Annotated in this window: 21 protein-coding genes; 14 read left to right on the plus strand and 7 right to left on the minus strand. The window is 53.9% G+C overall.

What is annotated here, in order from left to right; all coding sequences use genetic code 11:
* Positions 1-3: 3 nt before the first annotated feature.
* Together GT019_RS13730 and GT019_RS13735 are read right to left on the minus strand one after the other, a co-directional pair.
* The gene (locus GT019_RS13730) at positions 4-504 is read right to left on the minus strand and encodes a CBO0543 family protein (protein WP_161743743.1); all 501 of its coding nucleotides are present in this window, start codon (positions 502-504) and stop codon (positions 4-6) included.
* Between the two features lie 158 nt (positions 505-662).
* Positions 663-1,103, minus strand: a complete 441-nt coding sequence (locus GT019_RS13735; protein ID WP_161743744.1) for a hypothetical protein — start codon at positions 1,101-1,103, stop codon at positions 663-665.
* Positions 1,104-1,443: 340 nt separating this feature from the next.
* On the opposite strand from GT019_RS13735, the gene GT019_RS13740 reads away from it, so the two are divergent.
* The 3 genes from GT019_RS13740 (at position 1,444) to GT019_RS13750 (ending at position 5,292) form a co-directional block, all read left to right on the plus strand.
* The gene (locus tag GT019_RS13740; RefSeq protein WP_161743745.1) at positions 1,444-2,223 is read left to right on the plus strand and encodes a hypothetical protein; all 780 of its coding nucleotides are present in this window, start codon (positions 1,444-1,446) and stop codon (positions 2,221-2,223) included.
* Between the two features lie 393 nt (positions 2,224-2,616).
* The gene (locus tag GT019_RS13745; protein ID WP_161743746.1) at positions 2,617-4,158 is read left to right on the plus strand and encodes an RCC1 domain-containing protein; all 1,542 of its coding nucleotides are present in this window, start codon (positions 2,617-2,619) and stop codon (positions 4,156-4,158) included.
* 45 nt (positions 4,159-4,203) lie between these two features.
* Positions 4,204-5,292, plus strand: coding sequence for a mandelate racemase/muconate lactonizing enzyme family protein (locus tag GT019_RS13750; protein WP_161743747.1), 1,089 nt, complete (start codon positions 4,204-4,206; stop codon positions 5,290-5,292).
* 130 nt (positions 5,293-5,422) lie between these two features.
* Here the strand turns inward: GT019_RS13750 and GT019_RS13755 are convergent, their stop codons facing one another.
* The gene (locus GT019_RS13755) at positions 5,423-6,361 is read right to left on the minus strand and encodes a helix-turn-helix transcriptional regulator (RefSeq protein ID WP_161743748.1); all 939 of its coding nucleotides are present in this window, start codon (positions 6,359-6,361) and stop codon (positions 5,423-5,425) included.
* A 147-nt stretch (positions 6,362-6,508) separates the two neighbouring features.
* On the opposite strand from GT019_RS13755, the gene GT019_RS13760 reads away from it, so the two are divergent.
* The 3 genes from GT019_RS13760 to GT019_RS13770 all read left to right on the plus strand — a co-directional run bounded on the left by GT019_RS13760 (position 6,509) and on the right by GT019_RS13770 (position 8,559).
* Positions 6,509-6,988: a hypothetical protein gene (locus GT019_RS13760; RefSeq protein ID WP_161743749.1), complete on the plus strand. Its 480-nt coding sequence runs from the start codon at positions 6,509-6,511 to the stop codon at positions 6,986-6,988.
* Positions 6,989-7,002: 14 nt separating this feature from the next.
* The gene (locus tag GT019_RS13765) at positions 7,003-7,479 is read left to right on the plus strand and encodes a GyrI-like domain-containing protein (protein ID WP_161743750.1); all 477 of its coding nucleotides are present in this window, start codon (positions 7,003-7,005) and stop codon (positions 7,477-7,479) included.
* A 183-nt stretch (positions 7,480-7,662) separates the two neighbouring features.
* The gene (locus GT019_RS13770; protein WP_161743751.1) at positions 7,663-8,559 is read left to right on the plus strand and encodes a LysR family transcriptional regulator; all 897 of its coding nucleotides are present in this window, start codon (positions 7,663-7,665) and stop codon (positions 8,557-8,559) included.
* A gap of 183 nt (positions 8,560-8,742) precedes the next feature.
* Here GT019_RS13770 and GT019_RS13775 read toward each other — a convergent pair whose 3' ends face one another.
* A complete protein-coding gene (locus GT019_RS13775; RefSeq protein ID WP_161743752.1) occupies positions 8,743-8,955 on the minus strand; it encodes an alpha/beta-type small acid-soluble spore protein in 213 nt (70 codons plus the stop codon).
* Between the two features lie 284 nt (positions 8,956-9,239).
* Here GT019_RS13775 and GT019_RS13780 point away from each other — a divergent pair, with 284 nt between their 5' ends.
* The 3 genes from GT019_RS13780 to GT019_RS13790 all read left to right on the plus strand — a co-directional run bounded on the left by GT019_RS13780 (position 9,240) and on the right by GT019_RS13790 (position 12,135).
* Positions 9,240-9,731 (plus strand): quercetin 2,3-dioxygenase, encoded by a 492-nt coding sequence (locus GT019_RS13780; RefSeq protein WP_161743753.1) that lies wholly within the window; start codon positions 9,240-9,242, stop codon positions 9,729-9,731.
* A 140-nt stretch (positions 9,732-9,871) separates the two neighbouring features.
* Positions 9,872-10,624 (plus strand): hypothetical protein, encoded by a 753-nt coding sequence (locus tag GT019_RS13785; RefSeq protein ID WP_161743754.1) that lies wholly within the window; start codon positions 9,872-9,874, stop codon positions 10,622-10,624.
* Positions 10,625-10,677: 53 nt separating this feature from the next.
* Positions 10,678-12,135 (plus strand): hypothetical protein, encoded by a 1,458-nt coding sequence (locus GT019_RS13790; protein ID WP_161743755.1) that lies wholly within the window; start codon positions 10,678-10,680, stop codon positions 12,133-12,135.
* A 215-nt stretch (positions 12,136-12,350) separates the two neighbouring features.
* Here the strand turns inward: GT019_RS13790 and GT019_RS13795 are convergent, their stop codons facing one another.
* Entirely contained in the window at positions 12,351-12,896 is a 546-nt protein-coding gene (locus GT019_RS13795) for a TetR/AcrR family transcriptional regulator (RefSeq protein WP_161743756.1), read from the minus strand.
* A gap of 10 nt (positions 12,897-12,906) precedes the next feature.
* On the opposite strand from GT019_RS13795, the gene GT019_RS13800 reads away from it, so the two are divergent.
* Entirely contained in the window at positions 12,907-13,890 is a 984-nt protein-coding gene (locus GT019_RS13800; protein ID WP_161743757.1) for an alpha/beta fold hydrolase, read from the plus strand.
* A 67-nt stretch (positions 13,891-13,957) separates the two neighbouring features.
* Here GT019_RS13800 and GT019_RS13805 read toward each other — a convergent pair whose 3' ends face one another.
* Positions 13,958-14,707, minus strand: a complete 750-nt coding sequence (locus tag GT019_RS13805) for an IclR family transcriptional regulator (protein ID WP_161743758.1) — start codon at positions 14,705-14,707, stop codon at positions 13,958-13,960.
* Positions 14,708-14,904: 197 nt separating this feature from the next.
* On the opposite strand from GT019_RS13805, the gene GT019_RS13810 reads away from it, so the two are divergent.
* A complete protein-coding gene (locus GT019_RS13810; protein ID WP_161743759.1) occupies positions 14,905-17,109 on the plus strand; it encodes a malate synthase G in 2,205 nt (734 codons plus the stop codon).
* 426 nt (positions 17,110-17,535) lie between these two features.
* Positions 17,536-18,246: an MFS transporter gene (locus tag GT019_RS13815; protein ID WP_235947931.1), complete on the plus strand. Its 711-nt coding sequence runs from the start codon at positions 17,536-17,538 to the stop codon at positions 18,244-18,246.
* A 98-nt stretch (positions 18,247-18,344) separates the two neighbouring features.
* Here the strand turns inward: GT019_RS13815 and GT019_RS13820 are convergent, their stop codons facing one another.
* Positions 18,345-18,893, minus strand: a complete 549-nt coding sequence (locus tag GT019_RS13820; RefSeq protein ID WP_161743761.1) for a TetR/AcrR family transcriptional regulator — start codon at positions 18,891-18,893, stop codon at positions 18,345-18,347.
* A 224-nt stretch (positions 18,894-19,117) separates the two neighbouring features.
* On the opposite strand from GT019_RS13820, the gene GT019_RS13825 reads away from it, so the two are divergent.
* A complete protein-coding gene (locus tag GT019_RS13825; RefSeq protein WP_161743762.1) occupies positions 19,118-20,122 on the plus strand; it encodes an LLM class flavin-dependent oxidoreductase in 1,005 nt (334 codons plus the stop codon).
* Positions 20,123-20,229: 107 nt separating this feature from the next.
* On the plus strand, positions 20,230-21,222 hold the full coding sequence (locus GT019_RS13830; RefSeq protein WP_161743763.1) for a CapA family protein: 993 nt from the start codon (positions 20,230-20,232) through the stop codon (positions 21,220-21,222).
* The last annotated feature ends 97 nt before the right edge of the window (positions 21,223-21,319 follow it).

Genomic DNA, 21,319 nt, shown 5'->3' on the forward strand with positions numbered 1-21,319 from the left:
CGTTCATTTTATCGGAACCTTGAAAACAATCACGATCGCAACGGCAAGCGGTATGGAGATCGCGTACGTCAGTAATGGCCGATAACAATGCAATAGCAGCATCGGGAACATCGTCATATTGAATAGAACGGAATCAAGCATCGTCCAACCGTTAAAATGTTTTATCGCGCCGCAAAACAAATAGATGACCTCAATGCAGGAATACACGGCCACCCAACAAGCAATCCATGCGATCGACTTGCCGACCCCTTTCGGGAATCGACCTAAGTAAATCAGCGTGGTACACGCGAAGCATACGAAACAACATAATTCGACGCCTATGTACGTAGAGATGGGCGGCCAGGGCTGATGCTGCCATAGCAGGCGATTCCGTGTCAGCACCATATAGAGAACGTCGCCAAGCAAGAAATACAAAATGGTCGCATGGTATCGCTGCCAGTGTCGCCAATCTCCCCAGCGCCATGCCGCAAGCATGAAAACGACGTCCAAAGCTATGAAGGGCATTGCGCGTACTCCTTTGACTATCTTTCATGTACCGATTATCGTTCGCAAATCGATCCGTATGTATACGATTCGCTGCAGGGGGGACAACCGGGATAGCGCGCGGGAACTCTCCTCACGTCAGTCGGAAAAACGACAGCCATAATCGGCTGTCGTTTTTTTTAATCCGTATAGACCGACGCATTGAAATTCTCCGGCCCGGACCGCAGGACGAACGGACCCGCATTGGGCGTTTCCAGAAAAAGCGTGTAGACGAGCTCGCCGCCGGCAGGGGCAGGAACGTTGTAGTCCGAGGCAGAGAACGGAATGAGTTGATTGTTGTTGACCGTATCGAAGCTGCTGAAGGATTCGTACACGATGTCGTCCGTCGGCAAGAATCCCCTGACGAGCGTCAAGGTTACGAAGATTCCGCCCGTTGGCGTTTCCGGCAATTGAATGCCTACGATCCCGTCGAATTGAGCCCGGATGATGCCCGGCGTCGTGCTTGGCACGTTCAGCCCGACTTGTCCCACCAGCACGGGCGTGTCCGAAGGAAACGGATCGGGATTGAAATCCGTTGCATTGATCCCCATCGACGTTCGCGCATCGATTAATCGAGTCACATGACCATCCCCTTTCTATGATGCTATATTTATATGTCTATTTTTGAGTTATTGTATCGGCTCGCATGGACTTTAAGAGAGAATTAGGCGTTTGGCGGAAGGGCGTCGAGTCCCCGCGCGAGATATGGAAGCGCGACTGTACATTATGCTTCCGAAGGCACGGTTGTGCTGATCAGCCGGTCGATTGAAGCTCCGAAGATGCCCCGGCTGATCATCCGGCAAGCGAAATAGTTATCATGAATACACGGCGTCCGAAATATATTTGGGTGGAGAAAACGAATGCCCTACGGGCTGCGATGCGACCTTAATCTAATAGCGGATAAATACAGGGGGGAAGACGATGATGGCAAAGCGAAAACCAACGCTCAAAAAAACGCGGGGAACTCGCACAGCCGCGGCATCCCGAATTGCAGCCGCAATGCGCGGCAAGCCCCCGATCGATCCGCTTGTTTCGATTTCGGCTCGACACGAACGTAGTCACGCCCCCGGTTCCGTATCCCAAGAAGGGGCCTCCGGGTCCTTCAGCAACAACGCGATCGCAAGTATGCCGCCCGGACAGCCGGTCCCAGCAACGAAGCCAGAACAGATCCTTGGCATCAAGATTGCGAGAGCGATGTTGTCCGGCCCTCGGAACATCACCCGCGATGCAACCGTTGCGGAAATGGACGCAGACGGCGATCTGGTCATCCTGCGACGCGGGACCAACAACTGGGTTTGTTTTCCGGGCGACGAGAATCAGATCGGCAACCCTCCCATGTGTGCCGATCCCATGGGATTGCAATGGATGATGGACCTAATCGCCAAGAGGCCGCGGCCCACGAATCGGGCTCCTGGCCTCATCTATATGCTGTGCGGCGCATCGCAGCACAGTACCACCGATCCTTTCGACCGAACGAGCCCGGCCATTCCGATCGGTCCCCACTGGATGATCATATGGCCATTCGACGCGAAGCAGAGCGGGCTGCCGACTTCGGTCAGGGATGCGGGCGCCTGGGTGATGTTCGACGGCACGCCATACGCCTATCTGCACATCTGCGGCACGCCATGGACGGGCAATGTGTACGATGAAGGCTCGGAGCCAGTCTGGACCATGGCCTATGGCCCTCGTATAGACTGTTAGTTCGCCGAACGCATGCGCCTGTGATACAAGTTATCGCAGCCAAACGGCTGCCTATAAACCGCGGCGTTTTACGCGGTTTTTTTGTATTCAAGTCCTAGTTCTTCTCAAAGGAATGTTATATTATTGTCCATGATTATACATATATCGCTGTTTTTCTCCGTTCTAATTCTCGGGTACCAGATGCCTGGAGAAAGACGTCAATCTCTAGTATGAGCGCCCTCAGCGACCTATCCCATGCCGCCGCAGCATCTTGCGGTCCTGATCGTTGTCGACGAGAAGCCGCGGGCAAAGTAGTCCCATCAGCACATTGAAACCTGAATTTAGCATGGTAAAATTTAGGTGCTCAAAAGGTTGGTTGTTGACGCGTCCGAGCAGGAGGAGAGGAGAATCAAGATGGTAAAACGATCTCTGCGATTCATGGTCATCGTCTGTCTGGTTGTGGGTCTTGTATCGGTATCCAACGTAGCGGCGGCTGCGGAAAAAACGACGCAACGGGCTGACGGAGGGGCATTTCATACGATCGCGCTCTCAAGCGACGGTACGGTATGGGCATGGGGAGAGAACTGGAATGGCCAGCTCGGCAATGGAAGCATGGACATCGGCAGCAACGCTCCCGTGCAGGTCGATGGCGTCACGGATGCGGTCGACGTAGCTGCGGGAGCTGCGCATAATTTGGCGCTCAAAAGCGATGGAACCGTTTGGGCTTGGGGATTGAATTACGCCGGACAAGTCGGCGACGGCACAACGACAACGCGCACGACTCCCGTTCAAGTCCAGGGTCTCGATTCGGTAGTCGCCATCGCTGCCGGCGCCGTTCATAGTTTGGCACTCAAAAGCGACGGAACCCTCTGGGCTTGGGGAGCGAATGATCAAGGACAGCTCGGTGACGGAACAACGACAAACCGCGCGGCGCCCGTTCAAGTCATCACGCAAGATTCGGCCGGCCATGCGCTCGATGTCGTGGCCATCGCTGCTGGCGATTACGCTAATTTGGCGCTCGATCGCGACGGTACCGTCTGGGCCTGGGGATCCAACGATAACGGCCAGATCGGTACGGGCTCCCTAGGGAAACCGTCGAATCTCGTTCAAGTACCCAACCTCGCTTCGGTGGTCGCCGTCGATGCTTCCATGTTTCAATGTCTGGCCCTCGCAAGCGACGGGACCGTCTGGGAATGGGGCGGACTTCAATCCGATTACGAATGGGGCGGAGATCGAATCGATCCGCCGTTCAAGGTGCAGGGTCTCGACTCGGTCGGTTCCATTGCTGCAGGCGGTTACATTAATTTGGCCGTCAAAGACGACGGGAACGTCTGGGCGTGGGGATCCAGCGAAGGCGGTCAACCGATTAAACTGGGCGATGAGCTGAGAACGGAACCTCCGGTTCAGGTGCGGGGTCTTCGTTCGGTAGCTGCCATCGCCACAGGCGATTACCATAATTTGGCCATCGAAAGCGATGGAACCCTCTGGTCGTGGGGGTTGAACGGCCAAGGCCAACTCGGCGACGGAACGACGGCAGACCGTAATGCCCCCGTTCGGATTGCACTGAACCAAACGGGTTCTTTCCAGCTTTCCGATACCAAATCCGCTTCGAACGGAGGGGTCATGAACGAGTATGCGTTATATTACGGATACGTTTCGTCCCCTGGGCAAGAGCTGAGCGGATCTTGGAGTCCCCCTGCGGGTTTCCACGGAACCGTTACGGTCTCCATGGTTTCTCCGGAAGGCAAAATGTACGACCTCAGCATGGAGACCGCGGTTGACGGTCGCCAAGTTCCGATTACGGTGAAGAAGCTCCCGGATGGTACCGCGTACGGCACGGCGGAAATACCTGAAGGGTACGCCGCATCGTGGAGCGTTAAAGGACATACGGCCCAAGATTACAGTCCGAATCAGAAGGTTTTCGTATACGTCAGGTTCCAATATGATAATCGCTGAAGATATGGCTAGGTTCCCATATTCGAGATACAAGGAGGTAGTCCGATGAAGATAACCGACATGACCACGTACCTGTTTCCTTGGGGCAGTCTGTTCATCAAATTGGAGACGGACGAAGGGATTAGCGGATGGGGGGAGTGCTCGCCCATGGGCGGGCATGTTCTTCAAGCGATGGCCGTGCATGCCTTGAAGCCGCACGTGATCGGCGGCAACCCTTTCGATGTCGAAGTGCTGTGGCAGAAATTGCTGCTTGCGCCTTATAAGCTTGGTCCGTCCGGCGCGCAGTCGGAAGCGATCTCGGGCATTGATCTGGCCATGTGGGACATTATCGGCAAAGCGACGAACAAACCGATCTATCAGCTGCAGGGCGGGCGTTTTCGGGATCGGGTGAACATTTATTACAGCTACGGATGGGATGGACGGGCAACGATCGAAGAGGTTGCCCGCATCATGAGCGCCCAGGTAGAAAATGGTTATACGGTGCTTAAATTGCGCATGAATTACGGGCCATTAAAGGGCGAAATCGCGAACGATCCGGCGATTCCGATGATGAAAGCGATTCGCGCCGCGGTAGGCGAGGAGGTGAAAATCGGCTTCGATGCGAACAACGGCTATACCGCCCATAAAGCCATTCAGATCGGGCGCTATCTGGAAGAGCATGTCGGTCTTGCATGGTTCGAGGAACCGACGCCGCAATACGATTATTTGGCCATGGCGCAGGTAGCGGATGCGCTCGATACTCCGGTCAGCGCCGGGGAGCATGAATATACGCTATGGCAATTCCGCGATCTCATCCTGCAAGGCAAGGCGGATATCATTCAACCGGATCTGGTCAAATGCGGCGGATTCACCGAAGCCAAGAAAATCGCAGCCTTATGCGAAGCTTGGAGTAAACCCATCGTCGTCCATAACACCCAGCCGACCATCGGAACCGCCGCAAGCTTGCACTTCTGCGCAAGCGTCTCCAATGCCATGTACCATCAGGAGTTTACCGGACATAACGAGAAGCTGTCGGCGCTATTTCATAATCAATTGGAATTCAAGAACGGCTATCTGTTCGTGCCCGACGGTCCGGGGCTCGGATTAGAGGTGAACGAACAGAAGGTGAGAGAAACGGCGATTTCGATCATGTAATCAAGGCGAACGACTTGTGCGAACTGGATAACGGTCATGCAATGGCAAAAGAAGCTGCCGGCAAATTTGTTGCCGGCAGCTTGCTGTTTACTGAAGATAACGAAGGCTTGCCAACAAATCCGCATTTCCGTTAAAATGCCGGCGGTACCTTTAATCGCGCTTCCAACATCGCGCGCAGCTCATCGGGAATCCGTTCGAACGCGACCCCTTTCCCCAAGAACAAAAGCCAATCCGCATAATACGCCAACGACTCGACATCGTTCACATCCAGTTGAACGTTGAACATCCCGCTCGACTGGAACATTCCGGTAAAGGACAGAATAATCCCCGGGGGGTGCAGGCGCTTAAAGCGCAGAATCCCAGTCGCATCGAGCTTCACGATCAGATTGGACTCACGCGCGCCAAACCGTTTTTTATTTACGATTTCTTGTTCGGACCATTTCATCGCTTGATCGGAAATGGCCGAATCCCGCAGCATCTCAACAGGCAAATAACGAAATTCATCCGTGCCGAAATCATAAACCTCGGCAAGCCACCGCGCGTTCGAGTTGAAAATATGCAGCAAAAATACGTCTATCAACTGCGGCCAGCCAGGACTCTCCTCATACGTCAAGCGCAAGTGCTTGTCCCGCACGGCAAGCGATATCAGCTGGTTCAGCTCCGAAGGCGCCGAATCATCGAGCTCCAAGAGATTCGGATTGGCGGGATTCGTATTTTCGAAGAGCAAAATATTATTCAGCTCGATCAGCTCGTCCTGCTGGGTTTGCGACGCGATGCCGATGAGCTTTTCGGTGATGGAACGGCGATTTTGCAGATATGGCAGCTGGGAATTTTTCGAGGCGATAAAGCTGATAAAAATCGCTTTCAACTCTTCCGGCGTGAAGCGGACGGCAGGCAGGTACTGATTTTGCAGGACATGGTAGCCGCCGCCGCGCCCAAGCTCCGTCGTCAGCGGAAAGCCCATCGCCTGAATCTCGTTAATGTCGCGGATCGCCGTCGCGCGGGAAATCTTGAACTCCCGCTGAATCTCGCCGATCGTAAACTGCGCGCGGTTATTGATGTAGCGCATGATCAGGTTCACTCGTTCTGTTTTTTTCATGCTATTATTGTAGCAAAAACGCAGCAAAAATACCTTCCGAATAAAAAGTATCACTTTTTGATACATTCTCGAAATAGAATCAATCTTGTAAAGACAAACCACAAAGGAGCGAATAAAATGACTACCTACGCGATCAAAACCATCTCGGATAACTACAAAATGACGGCTTACGGCGTTTTGCTCGAAGACTACAACGACTGGGCAGGGAATGCGGCGAAAACTGCGGCGAAAAAAGCCGAAATCACCGAAAACGGCAAGCTTGCCGAACTACTCGCGCTCGCCGACGGGCAAGAATATCAAATCAACTACGTCATCGGCGGCAAGGCTTGGCGCGGCTTCGGCGTGATGGGCGAGTTCGACGCGGAGGGCACGGTCGTGCTCGACTTCCTCGCTGGCGACTACATCGTCGTGCCTGGCACCGGCGACGATAAAGACCGCCTGGCGGACGAAATCACGGGCAGCGTATTCGGCGGCCTCCTGCAACAAATCACGGACTACAAGTACGTCGGTCCGGGTAACTCGACCTTCGTCAAAGCGGCCGATAACGGTGGATTCTACGGCGAAATGTGGCTACGCGCAAATAAAATCGAAGGCTAAAAAGGAGCATTCACATGGCAGATTACACGCTGGAACACAAAAAATCATTCACGTTGACCGCTTATGGATTTTCCATCCAGTCGAATTTCCAAGACATGCCGGCCATGCAAAAGGAAAAAGCCGCGTTTTGGGGAGGACTCAAGGCCGACGGGCGGTTCGATAAGCTCAAAGGCGCCGCGAAAGACGATCGCGAATGGTCGGTCAATGAGGTCTATCAAGGCAAACCGTGGAATTATTTTGCGGTGGAAGCCGGAAAGTCCGTGGCTGACGCCACGCGCATCATCGAGTTTCCGGAGAGCGAGTACATCGTGGTCGCGGGTCACGGCGACAAGGAAGCTTTGTTCGATCAGCTGACCTACCGTGCTTTCGGCGAAGTCTTGTCCCAAATCACCGACTACGCTTACATCGGCGGTCCAAATGCGACGTATCGCAAAGATAACGGCGACGGCACGTTTTACGGCGAATTTTGGGTGCCGGTGGTAAAAAAATAACCATGCACTGACTCCGTAAAATAAGATGATGTTTTATGAGGCAACCGTTAGGCATGCGTTCGGTCTTGTACCGGGCTCATGCCTTTTGTAGTCAAGGGCGAATCGGCACCACCTATCATTCATTCCAATACATTTCATGGTATACTCTGATTTATCAGAAAGAATGAATGGAGGCGTGCGAAATTGGAGCTTCTTCAACTGCATTACTTTCTCGCGGTAGCGCGCTCGGAACATATGACCGAGGCCGCCCGGAGCCTGCACGTAACGCAATCCTCCTTAAGCAGGACGATTCAACGCCTGGAGGAAGATCTGGGAGTCTGCCTGTTCGATCGCGTCGGCAGGAAGCTGCAATTGAACGAGTTCGGACGAAGATTTCTTCGGCGTGCGGAAAGGGCCTTGTTCGAATTGGAGCAAGGGAAGCTGGAGCTTAGCGAATTGGCCAGTCCCGATCACGGCACCATCGAATTAGGGGTGACCAGCGCAAGCGTACTGCACGACATTCTCCGGAAATTTCGAAGCAAGCGGCCAAATATTCAATTTCATGTGCAAATGCTGTCTACGCAGGAAATGATTACGCTTCTGGAGAGGGGCGAGGTCGATTATTGTTTGTCCTCGCCTCCGGTCGAACGGGATGACATCGAATGCCAGGTCGTGTACGTCGACCCCATCCTGGTCGCCGTTCCAACGGGGCATCGGTTGGCGGATCGAAGCAGCGTGTCCTTGACCGAGCTGAAGGAGGAATGGTTTGTCGGAGTAAAGGCCGGTTACGGCACGCGCGATTTAGTGGACGCGATATGCAGATCGGTTGGTTTTGCGCCTCGTTACGTGTATGAGGGGGATGAGCCGGCAAGACTGGTCAATCTGGTGGAAGCCGACATCGGCATCGCCTTCATACCGAGCACGGCAAGGAATGAACGCGCGCACATCAAGTATTTGCAGATCGAGACGCACGAAGTGGTGCGGGAAATCGCTTTACTGTGGCATAAGAGTCGTTACATATCGCCGGCTGCGCTGGAATTCCGGGAGGTCGTACTGGAATATTTCGCGGCCTTGTCCAAACAGAAGAAAAATCAAAATTAACCGGCAAAGGCAATCATGCACGCCTGGAAGCGGCAGGTATGAACAGTGGTTGAATAAAGCTCGCGCGACATCTATACGCTGTTCGACAACGGCGATTATATCGCGCTCCTTGGTTGGCGCGCCGAGGAAAACGGCGAATTGCAAAAAAAACAGGACAGCTATCCGCTGCCCTGTTTTTGCGTCTTAACGGAAGCTTTGCGCTCCCCCGAGGCTTTGTTCGGCAATTTGAACCAATCTGCGCGTGATCGAGCCGCCTATCTTGCCGGCATTGTACGTTGTTAAGTTTCCGTTGTAACCATCGGGAGAAAGCTGAATACCGAGCTCTTGAGCGATTTCGAACTTGAGTTGATCAAGCGCGTGAGACGATTGTGGTACGACCAACGAATTTTTTGCCATTTGAATGCCTCCTATATTGGGATTGGCGTTAATTTCCCCCAAAAAAACAAAACTATGCAGGCAGGCACGAGCTCCGCTGCGTAAAGTTGTTGACCTTCGTCGATCGCGGCAGAATGTCCGTTACGATTATTCGGAAGCGCTCAGCGGCATTTACATATTATTAATGTCAGAATTGTTGACATAAAACAAAGGGAGTAGTTATACTCAAGTAGTTGCAAAAAACTTACCGGCCGGTTAGTAAGCACGATTCACATGATTTCACATCAAGAAGGAGCCTACAAAAGATGAGTAATCAAAGCAAAGCAGGCATGATGTACCGAAATATCAACAAAGACAATACGTACCTGTTTCTAAGCGACATTAATTCCATCTTGGTGAGCGGCGACGATACGAACGGAGAGTTCTGCGTCGTGCATTGTTCCGCGAAGAAAGATGATGGACCTCCATTGCATTTGCATGAAAAAGAAGACGAATCCTTTTACGTTCTGGATGGAGAAATAGAGATGACGCTCGGTACGGAGACGATTTCGGTGAAGACCGGCGAATATGTGTTCGCGCCTCGCGGCATTCCGCACACGTTCAAGGTGAAATCGGATACGGTTAAGTTTCTGGTTACCGCCTACCCTGCGGGATTTGATTCTTTTGTGAAGGAACTGGGCGTCCCTTACGTGGAAGGAATGGAGGCTCATATCGAGCCGCCTACGCCGGAAGCCATGCAGAAACTGCTAGAAGTTTCCACTAAATATCGTATCTCGTATCCTGGTCTTTTATTATAAAGAAAATACCGGAATTGAAAATAATTTAAAGGCTCGCAAAGTTATATAAAAACATCGGCCTGCTGGGCTAATGGTTCCTTCGTGGGACGATTGGCCGCAGGCCGATGATTTTCAGTGCGAGACGCATGGAGGACAACAAGATGAACACAGGTCTCAAAAAACAAACGGCAGCGTTAATGGCGGCCGCCGTTATCGCAATCAGCTTGCCTGCGGTTGTATCCGCAAGCGAAGGGGAACTCACGATCTCCATTAATGGCACGAAATTGGTATCGTCCGCCAATCATGTTGCAGACGGCAGGGTCTACGTCGATCTGAAAAAATTCGCCGCTTTCACCGGATTTACATACGCTTACGACGGCAAAAATCATTCCGCGACCATAAATGGAAAAGTAGTCAAGGCCGTGGAAACGAATGGCGCGCCAACGGTGGCCATTAAAGAACTCGCGGACGCAGTAGACGTGAACGATCTCTCCTGGAACGGAAAGACCAAAACGGCGCAGCTTTCCTTCGCATCCAAACTGGTCGTCTACGGGGATGTCGTATCCGAGCTCGCAGGTTGCGTGCTGCAGAACCGGTTCACCGTCGGTGACGGCATCGTCTTCCGTATGAAAGCATTAAACCCGGTTACGGGCAAGCTGGCCGAAGACGCGAAACTGCAAGTTCATCTCGCCACGGGCGAAGTGCTTGACATGCAGCTGGGGCTGCACCCGCCGGACGCGCCTGGCGGCGAGAAGTTTTGGACCGCGAATTACAAAGTAACGGATAAAACGCCGAAGGGAACGCTCGGCTACTACATTTCCGCGCAATCGGGTTCCATGAAAGGCGAATACAAGCCTTTCCAAGTCATGCCTTCGCTCATTACGATCGTTGACCCTGAACCGGCGGCAAAGTAAGCCCCGATGAATAACGAACAGCTATGATCTACAGACGAAAGAGGTTAAATGCATTGCATGCGATGATACGAATGGTCAAAACCTACGCAATTCTAAGTTCGCTGCTTTTGCTTGCCGCCGTTTTTTTCGAGTCGCACGCTTCGGCCGAAAAAAAGTCAGCGTCCGTTACGCCGACCGTTACGATCGAGGAAAACAACGGCACGGTAGGCGCTGTCGTTCATTTCTCGTCCAAAGGTCTGGAACCGAACGCGCCGGTCAAGCTGCAGTGGGAAACCGAAAAGGGCCGTTATGACATTCAAGGTATTTACAGCTTCATCGGCCCGTCCTACCAGCTTGAAGAGTCTACGATGACGATGGGCACGACCGACAGTACGGGCAAATGGAATGGAAGCTTTGTCGTGCCGAAAGGCTTCGGGGGAGACCATACGATATACCTAAGACAGAACAACAAGAAAGTCGCCCAAACGAATATATTCGTTGCTCCGACCTTCCGTTTGTTCCCGGAGTCGGGACCTGTCGGCACGGAAATCACGGTGCAGGCCGAGGGCATCAGCTACGCGACCATGGAGAGCAACTGGCAGTTGTCCTACGATAACAAAATGACGGGACTTATCTCCGCCGTGTCCACGAACGGGAGCGCAAGCGCGAAGATACGAGCCGCAGGTCCCGCCGGCAAGCATTCGATCACCATCTGGCATGGTTACTTAGGGATGCCGTACGTGAACTTCACGGAAGCTCCGAACGCTTATCTGCCGGTGCCAAGCTTTACGTTTACCGTCACGGATGCAGCGCCGATCGTCCGTAACGAAGTAGAAGCGCAACCGATAGCCGCCGGGGGCGGCGTGCAAATGCCGACGCTCGCGAACAAGTCCGGCGTCAACGCGACGTTGAGCCGATCCATCGGCCATGTCGGGGATTCGGTGACGTTGAAGGCTAGCGGATTGCCTGCAGGCAAACAAGCGGACGTGGTTTGGCATACCATGGAGGGCAGCCGGATTACGGGCGCGGGCTTCACGGAGAAGACGAGAAAGCTCGGAACGGCCCGCACGGACGGCAACGGCAGCTTGAGCTATGACTTTCCGATCCCGGACGATCTGGGAGGCGTTCCCCACCGAATTGAATTGAAGGTGGGAGGCCTCGCGTATGCGGAGGTATACTTGGCGATTTCGCCGTCGATTACCAAAATCACGCCATCCGCCGGGCCGGCAGGGACCGAGATCGCCATTCAAATTAAAGGCGTCGGCTGGACGGAATACGACAACGCGTATTATTTGGATTACGATAATGCCTATCTGGGGTATATGTGCGGATTCAACAGCCAGGGAACCGTGACATTCACGGTTACGGCTACCGGCGAGCCCGGTTATCATATCCTCGATCTGTATCCGGGCATTTACCGGGGCAAGCAGGCCAATCCGGACGTGTACGTCGCGCCGCAATTGACCTACGGTGCAGACCATCCGGGTTCGGCGATACCCGCTATTCGTATGGGCTTCACGCTTACCGAGTAATGGTTGGTTCTATAGGAAGACGAACACGCGTACTTTGAGGGAAGTTGAAGGTTAGTAACCGCATTAAGGGATTAAGTTCTGGCCGTCCGCAGTTTATCATGGCCAGAACGAATCTCATTTATTAATTCGCGTTTGGAATCGACGATGAAGACAAGAAAAAGAGCCGCATTAGGCAGCCCATGATTTTTTTGCGCTTATCTTGCGCATTCGCGCGACTATTTTAATAGACGATTAATTCCATACAGGATATCGGGAATGAAATTGTCACGCATGGAGCGATTGTACAGCAGTGCTCCCTTGACCGCGGACAGGATTGTGATCGCCAAAGCACGCATATTGATTGCAGGATCAGTTTGTCCTTTCCTAACGATTTCTTCGATGATACACAGTTCTAATTCAGCTATCTCTAGCAGTTTTTGCCTCATTGATTCCGGCAGTAGTTCATAATCAGACGTCAACGAAGTGAGCGGACATATGTCATACTCTTCAAACCGTTTGGACCGGTAACGGAAATATTCGATGAGCTTCTCTTCAATCGACTGAGACGGAAGTTGAACAATAGACTTAAAGTTGATCAAACTCTGATAAGATTGATCCAATACGGCCAATCCTAAATCTTCCTTTTTCCCGAAATGATAGTGAATGCTTGCCTTCGTAAGGCTTAAATGCTTTGAAATTTCGTCAAAAGTAAAGGTCGAATAACCTTTTTTTCGAATCAGCGATGTTGCCAGATCTATGATTTGCGTTTTTCTGTTATCCATGTAGCAATTATTGCTTACGGCAATACAAGAGTCAAGTACTTTCTATATGAAACTGTATACAAAGAATCCCGTATTTGAACATGAACCGAAAGAGGGAATAGCCATGACTACATTTAACTTTCAAGCCTCCAATGAAGCACTGCCTACGCACGAGGTCGTCATCGACGGTATCCGACAAGCGTATCATATTGCGGGGGAAGGACCGGTTTGTCTCGTTCATGCGGGAGGCCCCGGTTTTCATTGGGGCTACATGCGCATGCCGCTGCTGGAAAAATCCATGACCGTGATCTATTTGGAGCCCGTAGGCACCGGGAATTCCGAAAACCTTCCCGACGGAGATTATACGATGTCGAGGTACGCTTACTTCGCTCATCAAGTAGCCAAGCACGTCGGAGCACGTCAGCCCTATTTCCTGGGCCACTCGCATGGCGGTTTCGTTGGACTTCAATATGCGCTTGATTATCCGGATGAGCTCGGGGGCCTTATGCTCTACAGCTCGGCTCCGTGCATGAATCAAGAACTTGGCATGGAACAAGTTCAACAACTCGAGACGTTCGCGCAGCGTTGGTCGGATCGACCCGAAGCTCTGGATGCGAAGCAGGCTTGGATGGATATGATTACGGGCAAAGCGACGGATAGAGAAGCGATCCTGAACGTTTTAAAGCGCTTGATGCCTGCATTCTTCGGCAACTATTGGACGCTTCCGGCAGGATTCGACGAATGGCAGGAGGGGTTGGATTTCTCCGTCGATCCGAATCGCAAGCCGTATACGTGGGATGTTCGCGAAGTCTTGGAAACCATTCGAACCGCGACGCTAATCCTCGTCGGCGAGCACGATTTCAACTGCGGACCGCGATGGGCCAAGGAGATGGATGAGCGAATACCGGCTTCGCAGCTCAAGATGTTCGAACAAGGCGGGCATATGAACCATGTGGAGACGCCGCAGGCGTTCGTGCAAGCAGTGAATGATTTTGTTTCGCAAACCTTGAAATAACGCCTCATTCGCTTGATACGAAGCAAACAAAGACGCGTCCATGGCCGATGGACGCGTCTTTTTGACATTAAATGCCGGGTGAAAGCAGGCGGGCAAGCGCGACGATTTCCCTTGTCGCGTCTTCCTTCTTGCCTTCCCAATGATGGATCGGCATCGAGCAGCTGACCGCGGCCAGCGTCGTGCCGTCGGGCCGGCGGATCGGAGCCGCCACGCAGCAAAATCCCATGACGCCTTCCTGAATATCCGTCGCATAGCCGTTCTCGTGCGCCTGGCGGATATCCTGCAGAAGCGCATCCCGCGAGCCGATGGTATGTACCGTCGATTTCGGCAGCGCCGCCTGCGGAAATATTTGCACGATCGCTACTTCGCCGAGACCGGTCATCAAGGCTTTGCCGAGACCGGTCGCATGGGCGGGGAACCGAACGCCGGGACCCGACACCATCTGCACGGGGCCGCTGGCCGCCACCTTGGCCAAATACAACACGTCGGCGCCTTCGAGAACCGCCAGCTGTACCGATTCCTTCAGCTTCAGCATGACGGGCTCGGCCAGCCGCTTGAAATCTTCGGTCAAATCGAACTGGCGGAAGAACGCCCCGCCAAGCTGCCCCAGGGCTCTGCCGACCGCATAGGTTTCGTTGCGGTCGCGGCTGATCCATTGCAGGCGTTCCAGCGTCTGCAGCAGGGAAAACAACGTGCTCTTGCTGATGTCGAGCCGCTTGGAGAGATCGGAAAGCTTCCACGCATAGGGCTGCTCCGAGAGGAGCGTCAACACGGCGTTGGCGCGTTCCAGAGCGGGGACGCTGTATTTATGTTCCATGACTCACCTTCCTTGTATTTGGAGCGACGTTCGGTATTATGAACTGATCTGATCCTAACACCGGCGACAAGTGCAGTCAATTTAAGCTTGGCGCGGATTCAAGGAAGATAAATTGACCGATCCGAGGACGGGTGATAGTATCTAATAAACAACGTTCATTATTATGAACGCAAGCAGCACTAAAAGGAGGAAAGATGATGACACACTGCGTCAACGTGCAGCGTCTTCAGGTAGACCGTCGTTTATTTGAATTCGTTGAAAAGGAAGCGCTTCCGGGAACCGGCGTCCAGAGCGATGCGTTCTGGTCCGGATTCGATCGACTGATCCATGACTTGTCGCCACGCAACGCGGAATTGCTGCAGCGTCGGGATAAGATGCAGCGCCAGCTGGACGAATGGCATCTGGAGAACCGGGACCGCTTTGACTTCGCAGCCTACAAATCGTTCCTGCTTGCCATCGGATATCTCGAACCTGACGTTGAAGAGGTTCAAATCTCCACGACGAACGTCGACGACGAAGTCGCCCTGCAGGCCGGACCGCAGCTCGTCGTTCCCGTGAACAACGCGCGGTATGCGCTGAATGCGGCCAACGCGCGCTGGGGCAGCCTGTACGACGCGCTGTACGGCACGGATGCGATCGGCGATGAAGACGGCGCGGGACGAACCTCCGGCTACAACGCCGTGCGAGGCGGCAATGTCGTGGCGTTCGCGCGTGCGTTCCTGGACCGTGCGATTCCGCTCGCGCAGGGATCGCACGCGGATGCGGCGAACTATGCCGTGTCGGGCGGCCGGTTGGCGGTTCGGCTGCGAAGCGGGGACGCGACCGGACTTCGGGAGAACGGCAAGCTGATCGGCTATCAAGGGACGCCGGATAGCCCGTCCGCGCTGCTCTTCCGCAATCATGGCCTGCATGTTGAAATCCAGATCGACCGCAGCCATCCCATAGGGGGGGCCGACGACGCCGGTATCAAAGACATCCTGATGGAGGCGGCGCTGACGACGATCATGGATGCGGAAGATTCCGTGACGGCCGTCGACGGAGAGGACAAGGTGCTTGTCTACCGTAACTGGCTGGGGCTGATGAAGGGCGACTTGGAATCGACCTTCCTTAAGGACGGGAAAGAGGTCGTGCGTTCTCTCCGCGCGGAGCGTGACTATTTGTCTCCCTCCGGCGAAGCGTTCAGCGTTCGCGGCAGATCGCTTCTATTCGTCCGCAACGTCGGTCACTTCATGACGACCCCCGCGATACTGGGCCAGGACGGCCGCGAAGCGTACGAGGGCATGATGGATGCCGTGATCACCGCGCTCATCGCCAAGCACGATTTGCTCGGAAACGGCAAGTTTACGAATTCGGCCAAGGGCTCGGTCTATATCGTCAAGCCGAAGATGCACGGCTCCGAAGAGGCCGCATTTGCAGGCGAGCTGTTCGACCGCGTGGAAGACCTTCTCGGACTTGAACGGCACACGCTCAAGATCGGGGTCATGGACGAGGAGCGTCGAACGTCCCTGAACCTGAAAGCCTGCATCCGAAGCGTGAAGGAACGGGTCGTCTTCATCAACACCGGATTCCTGGACCGCACCGGCGATGAGATCCATACGTCCATGGAAGCCGGCGCAATGATTCGGAAGCACGAGATGAGAACGGCGAGATGGCTGCAGAGCTATGAACAATCGAATGTTGCCGTGGGATTGGCCAGCGGGCTTCAAGGAATCGCTCAGATCGGCAAGGGAATGTGGGCGATGCCGGACTTGATGCAGGAGATGCTGAAGCTCAAAATCGGCCATCCCCGGGCCGGCGCCACCACCGCCTGGGTTCCGTCCCCGACCGCGGCCGTGCTGCATGCGCTTCATTACCATGAAGTGGACGTCACGGCGGTTCAGAACCGGTTGAAGGAGGCCTTTGCCGATCGGCGTGACGACATGCTGAGCATCCCGTTGGCGCAGAATGCCGACTGGAGCGAGACGGAAATCGCGCAAGAGCTGGACAACAACGCGCAGGGAATTCTCGGCTACGTCGTCCGCTGGGTCGAACAGGGGATCGGGTGCTCGAAAGTGCCCGACATCCACGACGTCGGACTGATGGAGGACCGGGCCACGCTGCGGATATCCAGCCAGCATATCGCCAACTGGCTCCGTCACGGGATCTGCACGCGGGAGCAGGTCATGGATACGCTGAAGCGAATGGCCGCCGTCGTGGACGCGCAGAACGCCGGTGATGCCGCGTATCGCCCGATGGCCGCGAATTTCGACGACTCCATTGCCTTTCAAGCTGCTTGCGAGCTTATATTCGAAGGCGCGAGCCAGCCAAACGGGTACACGGAGCCGATTCTTCACCGCAGGAGAAGGGAATTCAAGGCGAAGCAATCGGACGCCATTCCGGCTGCGGAACGGCGCATGAAATAACGGCTATGCCGCCGGCCGGGAGGCTGGGCGCCGGGACCGCGCGAACGCAAACGCGACTGAGCGCAAAAATCATCCATGCGTAATGTCCGACGTGTACGAACGTTCGGCGAATAGGGGGACGATCGTCTGCCGATCGGATCAGCCGGGAAGCCTGAAAGGCACGACACGACAAAGCTACTGCAATTGCAGCAGCTTTGTTTTTCCAAGCTTATAAAAGGCGATACCAAAATGGCGTGAAAGAACTTCTATTTTCTATTTCAAATTAGTTCTTGTCAGCGATCAAGCTTACGGGTGCCGAGCCTTTTCACCATTTCAGGGTCGCGATGCGAAGCCGGGAAATCCGATGACAAGACGCTCGCGATCTCTACGATGCGTTCTCTCGTTTCGTTTGGATTTTTGATTGGCCCTTTAGGCGGGGCCCTGCTTTTGGGGGCGCTCTCCTATAAAGGGCTGTTTTGGGGAACGGCCGTCGTTTATCTGTCCATAGCCGCTTCCGTCATGCTGTTCCTGCCAAGCGGGCTTCACGGGAGCACAAGGAAGAACAAGGCGAAGCGCATCTCGGCGTTTCGCGATAAAAAGTTCCGGCAACCGATGTGCGCGTTTATCTTATTGTTCGCCGTCAATGCCGTCAATAGTATCAACACGCCATTATTCATCGTGAACGAGCTGCAGGGAACGCATGCCGAGGTTGGACTGGCGGTAAGCGTTTGCGCCGGCTTGGAAATTCCCATCATGATCGTGCTAGGCGCGTTGAACAGGAAAATATCCAACCGCATGCTGATGATTGGCGGCTGCCTGATCGCCATGCTGTATTTCTTGCTGCTAAGCGTATCCACCCAATCATGGGAGTTGATTGCGGCACAGCTCCTGCAGGCGACGTTCGTCGCGATCGTCATGGGAAACGGACTGAGTTATTTTACAGGCTTGCTGCCCCATGCTCCGGGAATCGCCACGACGTTCTATGCCAACAGCTCGACGATCGGAAGGTTAGTTGGAAGTTTGGGGAGCGGATTTATCGCGCAGTACATCGGGTTTCGCTACGTGAATGAAGTATGCCTGATCATTGCCGCTTTCGCTTTGTTGATTTTTTGGCGATCGAGAGCTCAAGCAACGGCAAGCATGGATGGAGCAGCTTGAGTTTCGGTTGACTTCATTCATCGAGATGGGGGGATTTAGTGGGCGGGGGTAAGGAAGCGTCCTGGTTCGTGATCGTTCGCCTCATCGAAGCCTGCCAGTCATAGATTCCGATCCAACAAGCGTCCGACTTGTTGGGCCACGACGTCGGCCGGTTCCGATAACCCATCGTTAAACCACGATTCGACGATCCCTACGACCGCGTTTCCAAAAAAATGCAACAAAACATCCTTGCTTAAGCCTTGATTTACGCCCTCGCTTACGTTCAGATGATGCGCTAACCGTTCGATTACAAACGCAAAGAAACGGCTGCGGAAGGAGGCGGCTTCTTTACTTTGCAGCATCGACGAAAAAAAAGCATGCTTGCGCTCTAGATAAGCAAACCATATGGAGCCGCCCTCGGCAAAACTCATTTCGCTTCCCGCCGTTTCGCAGATAGTCCTTAGTTCGTTGATATGTTCCAAAATGATGTGATCCAAAAGATCGTATTTATCCAGGTAATGGAGATAAATCGTTCTTCGGCCAACATTGGCCCGGCTTGAAATATCCCCGATCGTGATTTGATCGAACTTTTTTTCGGTCATCAATGCGATAAGAGCGCTCTTGATTGCTTCTTGGGACTTCAGTATTCTTCTATCTGCCGTAGACATGATGATCCTCCAAAAAATCCTCGCTATTCGCGCAATGTCAAGCCATTTGTGCATTAATGCACCCATCGTCGCCATCTGGTCATTGAAGCGATTCTGTTTCCGATTATAATCAGTTGTGCAACCCTATAGCAAGATGCATGTCTCATGGCATGCTTTTGACCGCAATAAACAGCTGAAGCTAATTATTTCGACATTTCGGCCACAACGACTTCGAGGTGAACATCATGTTAAAACTTGGCATCTTAGACCAATCTCTTGTCGGAGAGGGCCATACTGCCATCGAGACCCTTGCCGCAACTACCCGGTTGGCCATTGAAGCCGACACTATGGGGTACTCGCGATATTGGGTGTCCGAGCACCACGGCTCCAAAGGACTCGCCCACTCCAGCCCGGAGGTGCTCATCGGTTATCTCGCTTCGCATACTAACCGGATTCGCGTTGGTTCAGGCGGTATTATGATGCCCCATTACAGCGCATATAAGGTTGCCGAGAACTTTAAGCTGTTGGAAGCTCTGTACCCCGGCCGAATCGATCTCGGCATCGGCCATGCAACCGGCAGTCTTCCCTTGGCGACAAGCGTTCTTCAGGAAGGGCGCGACCCGGAAAATAACTATTCGCGACAGGTCGGCGATCTCGTGGCTTACCTGCATGATGCCATGCCGGCCAATCATCGCTTTCCCGAGCTTGTCGCTTCTCCTTCGGTGCCAACCGCGCCGGAGCTGTGGTTGCTTGGTTCAAGCGGCAAAACGGCCGAGCTTGCCGCCGAGGTTGGCGCGTCTTACGCGTTTGCCCACTTTATCATCTTTGCTGCCGGCGGCCCTGAAGCGACCGCGTTGTATCGCGAGCGATTTAAGCCTACCTTGATGAAGAGCAAGTCGCAATCCTTGGCTGCCGTCATCGTCATCTGCGCCGACACGGAAGAGGAAGCGCGGAAACTGGATTCCAGCGTAGCGTTATATTACCAGGAACTAGCAAAGGGCAAGGAAATACCGTTCTTTCCTACGGTCGAAACTGCCGAGCGCTACCCTTACACGGAAGACGAACTCGAGAAGCTCAAAGCCGGTCGCGCAAAACGAGTGGTCGGCAATCCCGAGCAAGTCAAGCAAGGACTCACGATGCTGGCCGAGGAGTACCAGGCCCATGAATTGCTCCTGTTATCGCCGATTCATGATGTTGAAGCGAGACTACGATCTTATCGACTCCTTGCAAAAGCTTTCGGCATGCAATAAACAGGCTCATTCGAAATCCTATATTCCAGCGGAGATTATTTACGGGATTGAACGATTTTCTTGCCTGCGAATAGAGTATTAGAACAGCTCGGAAAGGGGAAGCGCTCATGGCAACCATTACGGTAGCGGCAGTCGGCGACCTGCTGATGCGAGGGGTCATCATCGAGTCGGCAAGGCGTACAAACCGAACCGATCAGAAGGAAAGCTACGCGTTTCGGCCGATATTCGCGAAGGTCAATTCCCGTCTCAGAAAGCCTGACGTGACGATCGGCAACCTGGAGACGACCTTTTCCGGAAAGCGGTGGTTCGCGCAAGGCGCCGGGAAACCTTACAAATACGAACGGGTAAGCCGCTTTGGCAACCCCATGTTCAATTGTCCGGATGCGCTCGCCCGTGACTTGAAGCAGATCGGCTTCGATGTCCTGACGACGGCGAACAATCACTGCATGGACGGAGGCCCGGCCGGCTTGAAGCGAACGCTGCGCGTGCTCGACCGGCACGGTCTGCGTCACACGGGCACTGCCCGTTCGCCTAAGGAATCGAGGCGTCTGCTCATCGTTCGCGCCAAGGGAATCAAGCTCGGCATTCTCGCCTACACATACGGAACGAATAAGTTTTCGGTACCGGACCCATGGCTCGTGAATCGAATCCGAGACGACCGCATTCTGGCGGATCTAAGGCGGATGAAGAAAAGGACGGATGCCGTTCTCGTCTGCATGCACTTCGGAACGGAATACAAGCGCACTCCGAATGACCGGCAGCGACGCCTTGTCCGGCTGCTGTTCGAGCATGGCGCTAATGCCGTGATCGGCGCGCATCCCCATGTTCTCCAACCCGTTACGACGAGCAAGATCAAAGACGTCGACGGCAAGGTTCGCACGCGAGTCGCCGCTTATTCGCTTGGCAACTTCGTCTCGGACCGGTTGTACGGAAACGTACACACGCTGAGCGGAATGATTTTGACGCTGTCCTTTCGGAAGGATCGCAGCGGGAAGACCGATATCACGAAAGTCCGGAAGCTCCGAACGACCTCCAAGCAGAGCAAAGCGAATGGGCGGTCCGTATTCCGAATCGTTCCGCATGCATCCTCCAAATCCTAGCGACGATTTCGATGCCGTAGTCCCATCGGCACATGGAAACCCGGAGCAATTCCCATGCCAGGTCGGTACGGGAGCACGACAACCCGGGATAGCCGGC

Origin of the sequence: Paenibacillus glycinis (assembly GCF_009909185.1) — a bacterium.
GTDB classification, from domain to species: domain Bacteria; phylum Bacillota; class Bacilli; order Paenibacillales; family Paenibacillaceae; genus Paenibacillus_Z; species Paenibacillus_Z glycinis.

Coding starts and splice junctions, on each gene's coding strand:
- GT019_RS13730 (WP_161743743.1), bottom strand. CDS start 504: ATGCCCTTCATAGCTTTGGACGTCGTTTTCATGCTTGCGGCATGGCGC.
- GT019_RS13740 (WP_161743745.1), top strand. CDS start 1,444: ATGATGGCAAAGCGAAAACCAACGCTCAAAAAAACGCGGGGAACTCGC.
- GT019_RS13745 (WP_161743746.1), top strand. CDS start 2,617: ATGGTAAAACGATCTCTGCGATTCATGGTCATCGTCTGTCTGGTTGTG.
- GT019_RS13750 (WP_161743747.1), top strand. CDS start 4,204: ATGAAGATAACCGACATGACCACGTACCTGTTTCCTTGGGGCAGTCTG.
- GT019_RS13755 (WP_161743748.1), bottom strand. CDS start 6,361: ATGCGCTACATCAATAACCGCGCGCAGTTTACGATCGGCGAGATTCAG.
- GT019_RS13760 (WP_161743749.1), top strand. CDS start 6,509: ATGACTACCTACGCGATCAAAACCATCTCGGATAACTACAAAATGACG.
- GT019_RS13765 (WP_161743750.1), top strand. CDS start 7,003: ATGGCAGATTACACGCTGGAACACAAAAAATCATTCACGTTGACCGCT.
- GT019_RS13775 (WP_161743752.1), bottom strand. CDS start 8,955: ATGGCAAAAAATTCGTTGGTCGTACCACAATCGTCTCACGCGCTTGAT.
- GT019_RS13780 (WP_161743753.1), top strand. CDS start 9,240: ATGAGTAATCAAAGCAAAGCAGGCATGATGTACCGAAATATCAACAAA.
- GT019_RS13785 (WP_161743754.1), top strand. CDS start 9,872: ATGAACACAGGTCTCAAAAAACAAACGGCAGCGTTAATGGCGGCCGCC.
- GT019_RS13795 (WP_161743756.1), bottom strand. CDS start 12,896: ATGGATAACAGAAAAACGCAAATCATAGATCTGGCAACATCGCTGATT.
- GT019_RS13805 (WP_161743758.1), bottom strand. CDS start 14,707: ATGGAACATAAATACAGCGTCCCCGCTCTGGAACGCGCCAACGCCGTG.
- GT019_RS13810 (WP_161743759.1), top strand. CDS start 14,905: ATGACACACTGCGTCAACGTGCAGCGTCTTCAGGTAGACCGTCGTTTA.
- GT019_RS13820 (WP_161743761.1), bottom strand. CDS start 18,893: ATGTCTACGGCAGATAGAAGAATACTGAAGTCCCAAGAAGCAATCAAG.
- GT019_RS13825 (WP_161743762.1), top strand. CDS start 19,118: ATGTTAAAACTTGGCATCTTAGACCAATCTCTTGTCGGAGAGGGCCAT.
- GT019_RS13830 (WP_161743763.1), top strand. CDS start 20,230: ATGGCAACCATTACGGTAGCGGCAGTCGGCGACCTGCTGATGCGAGGG.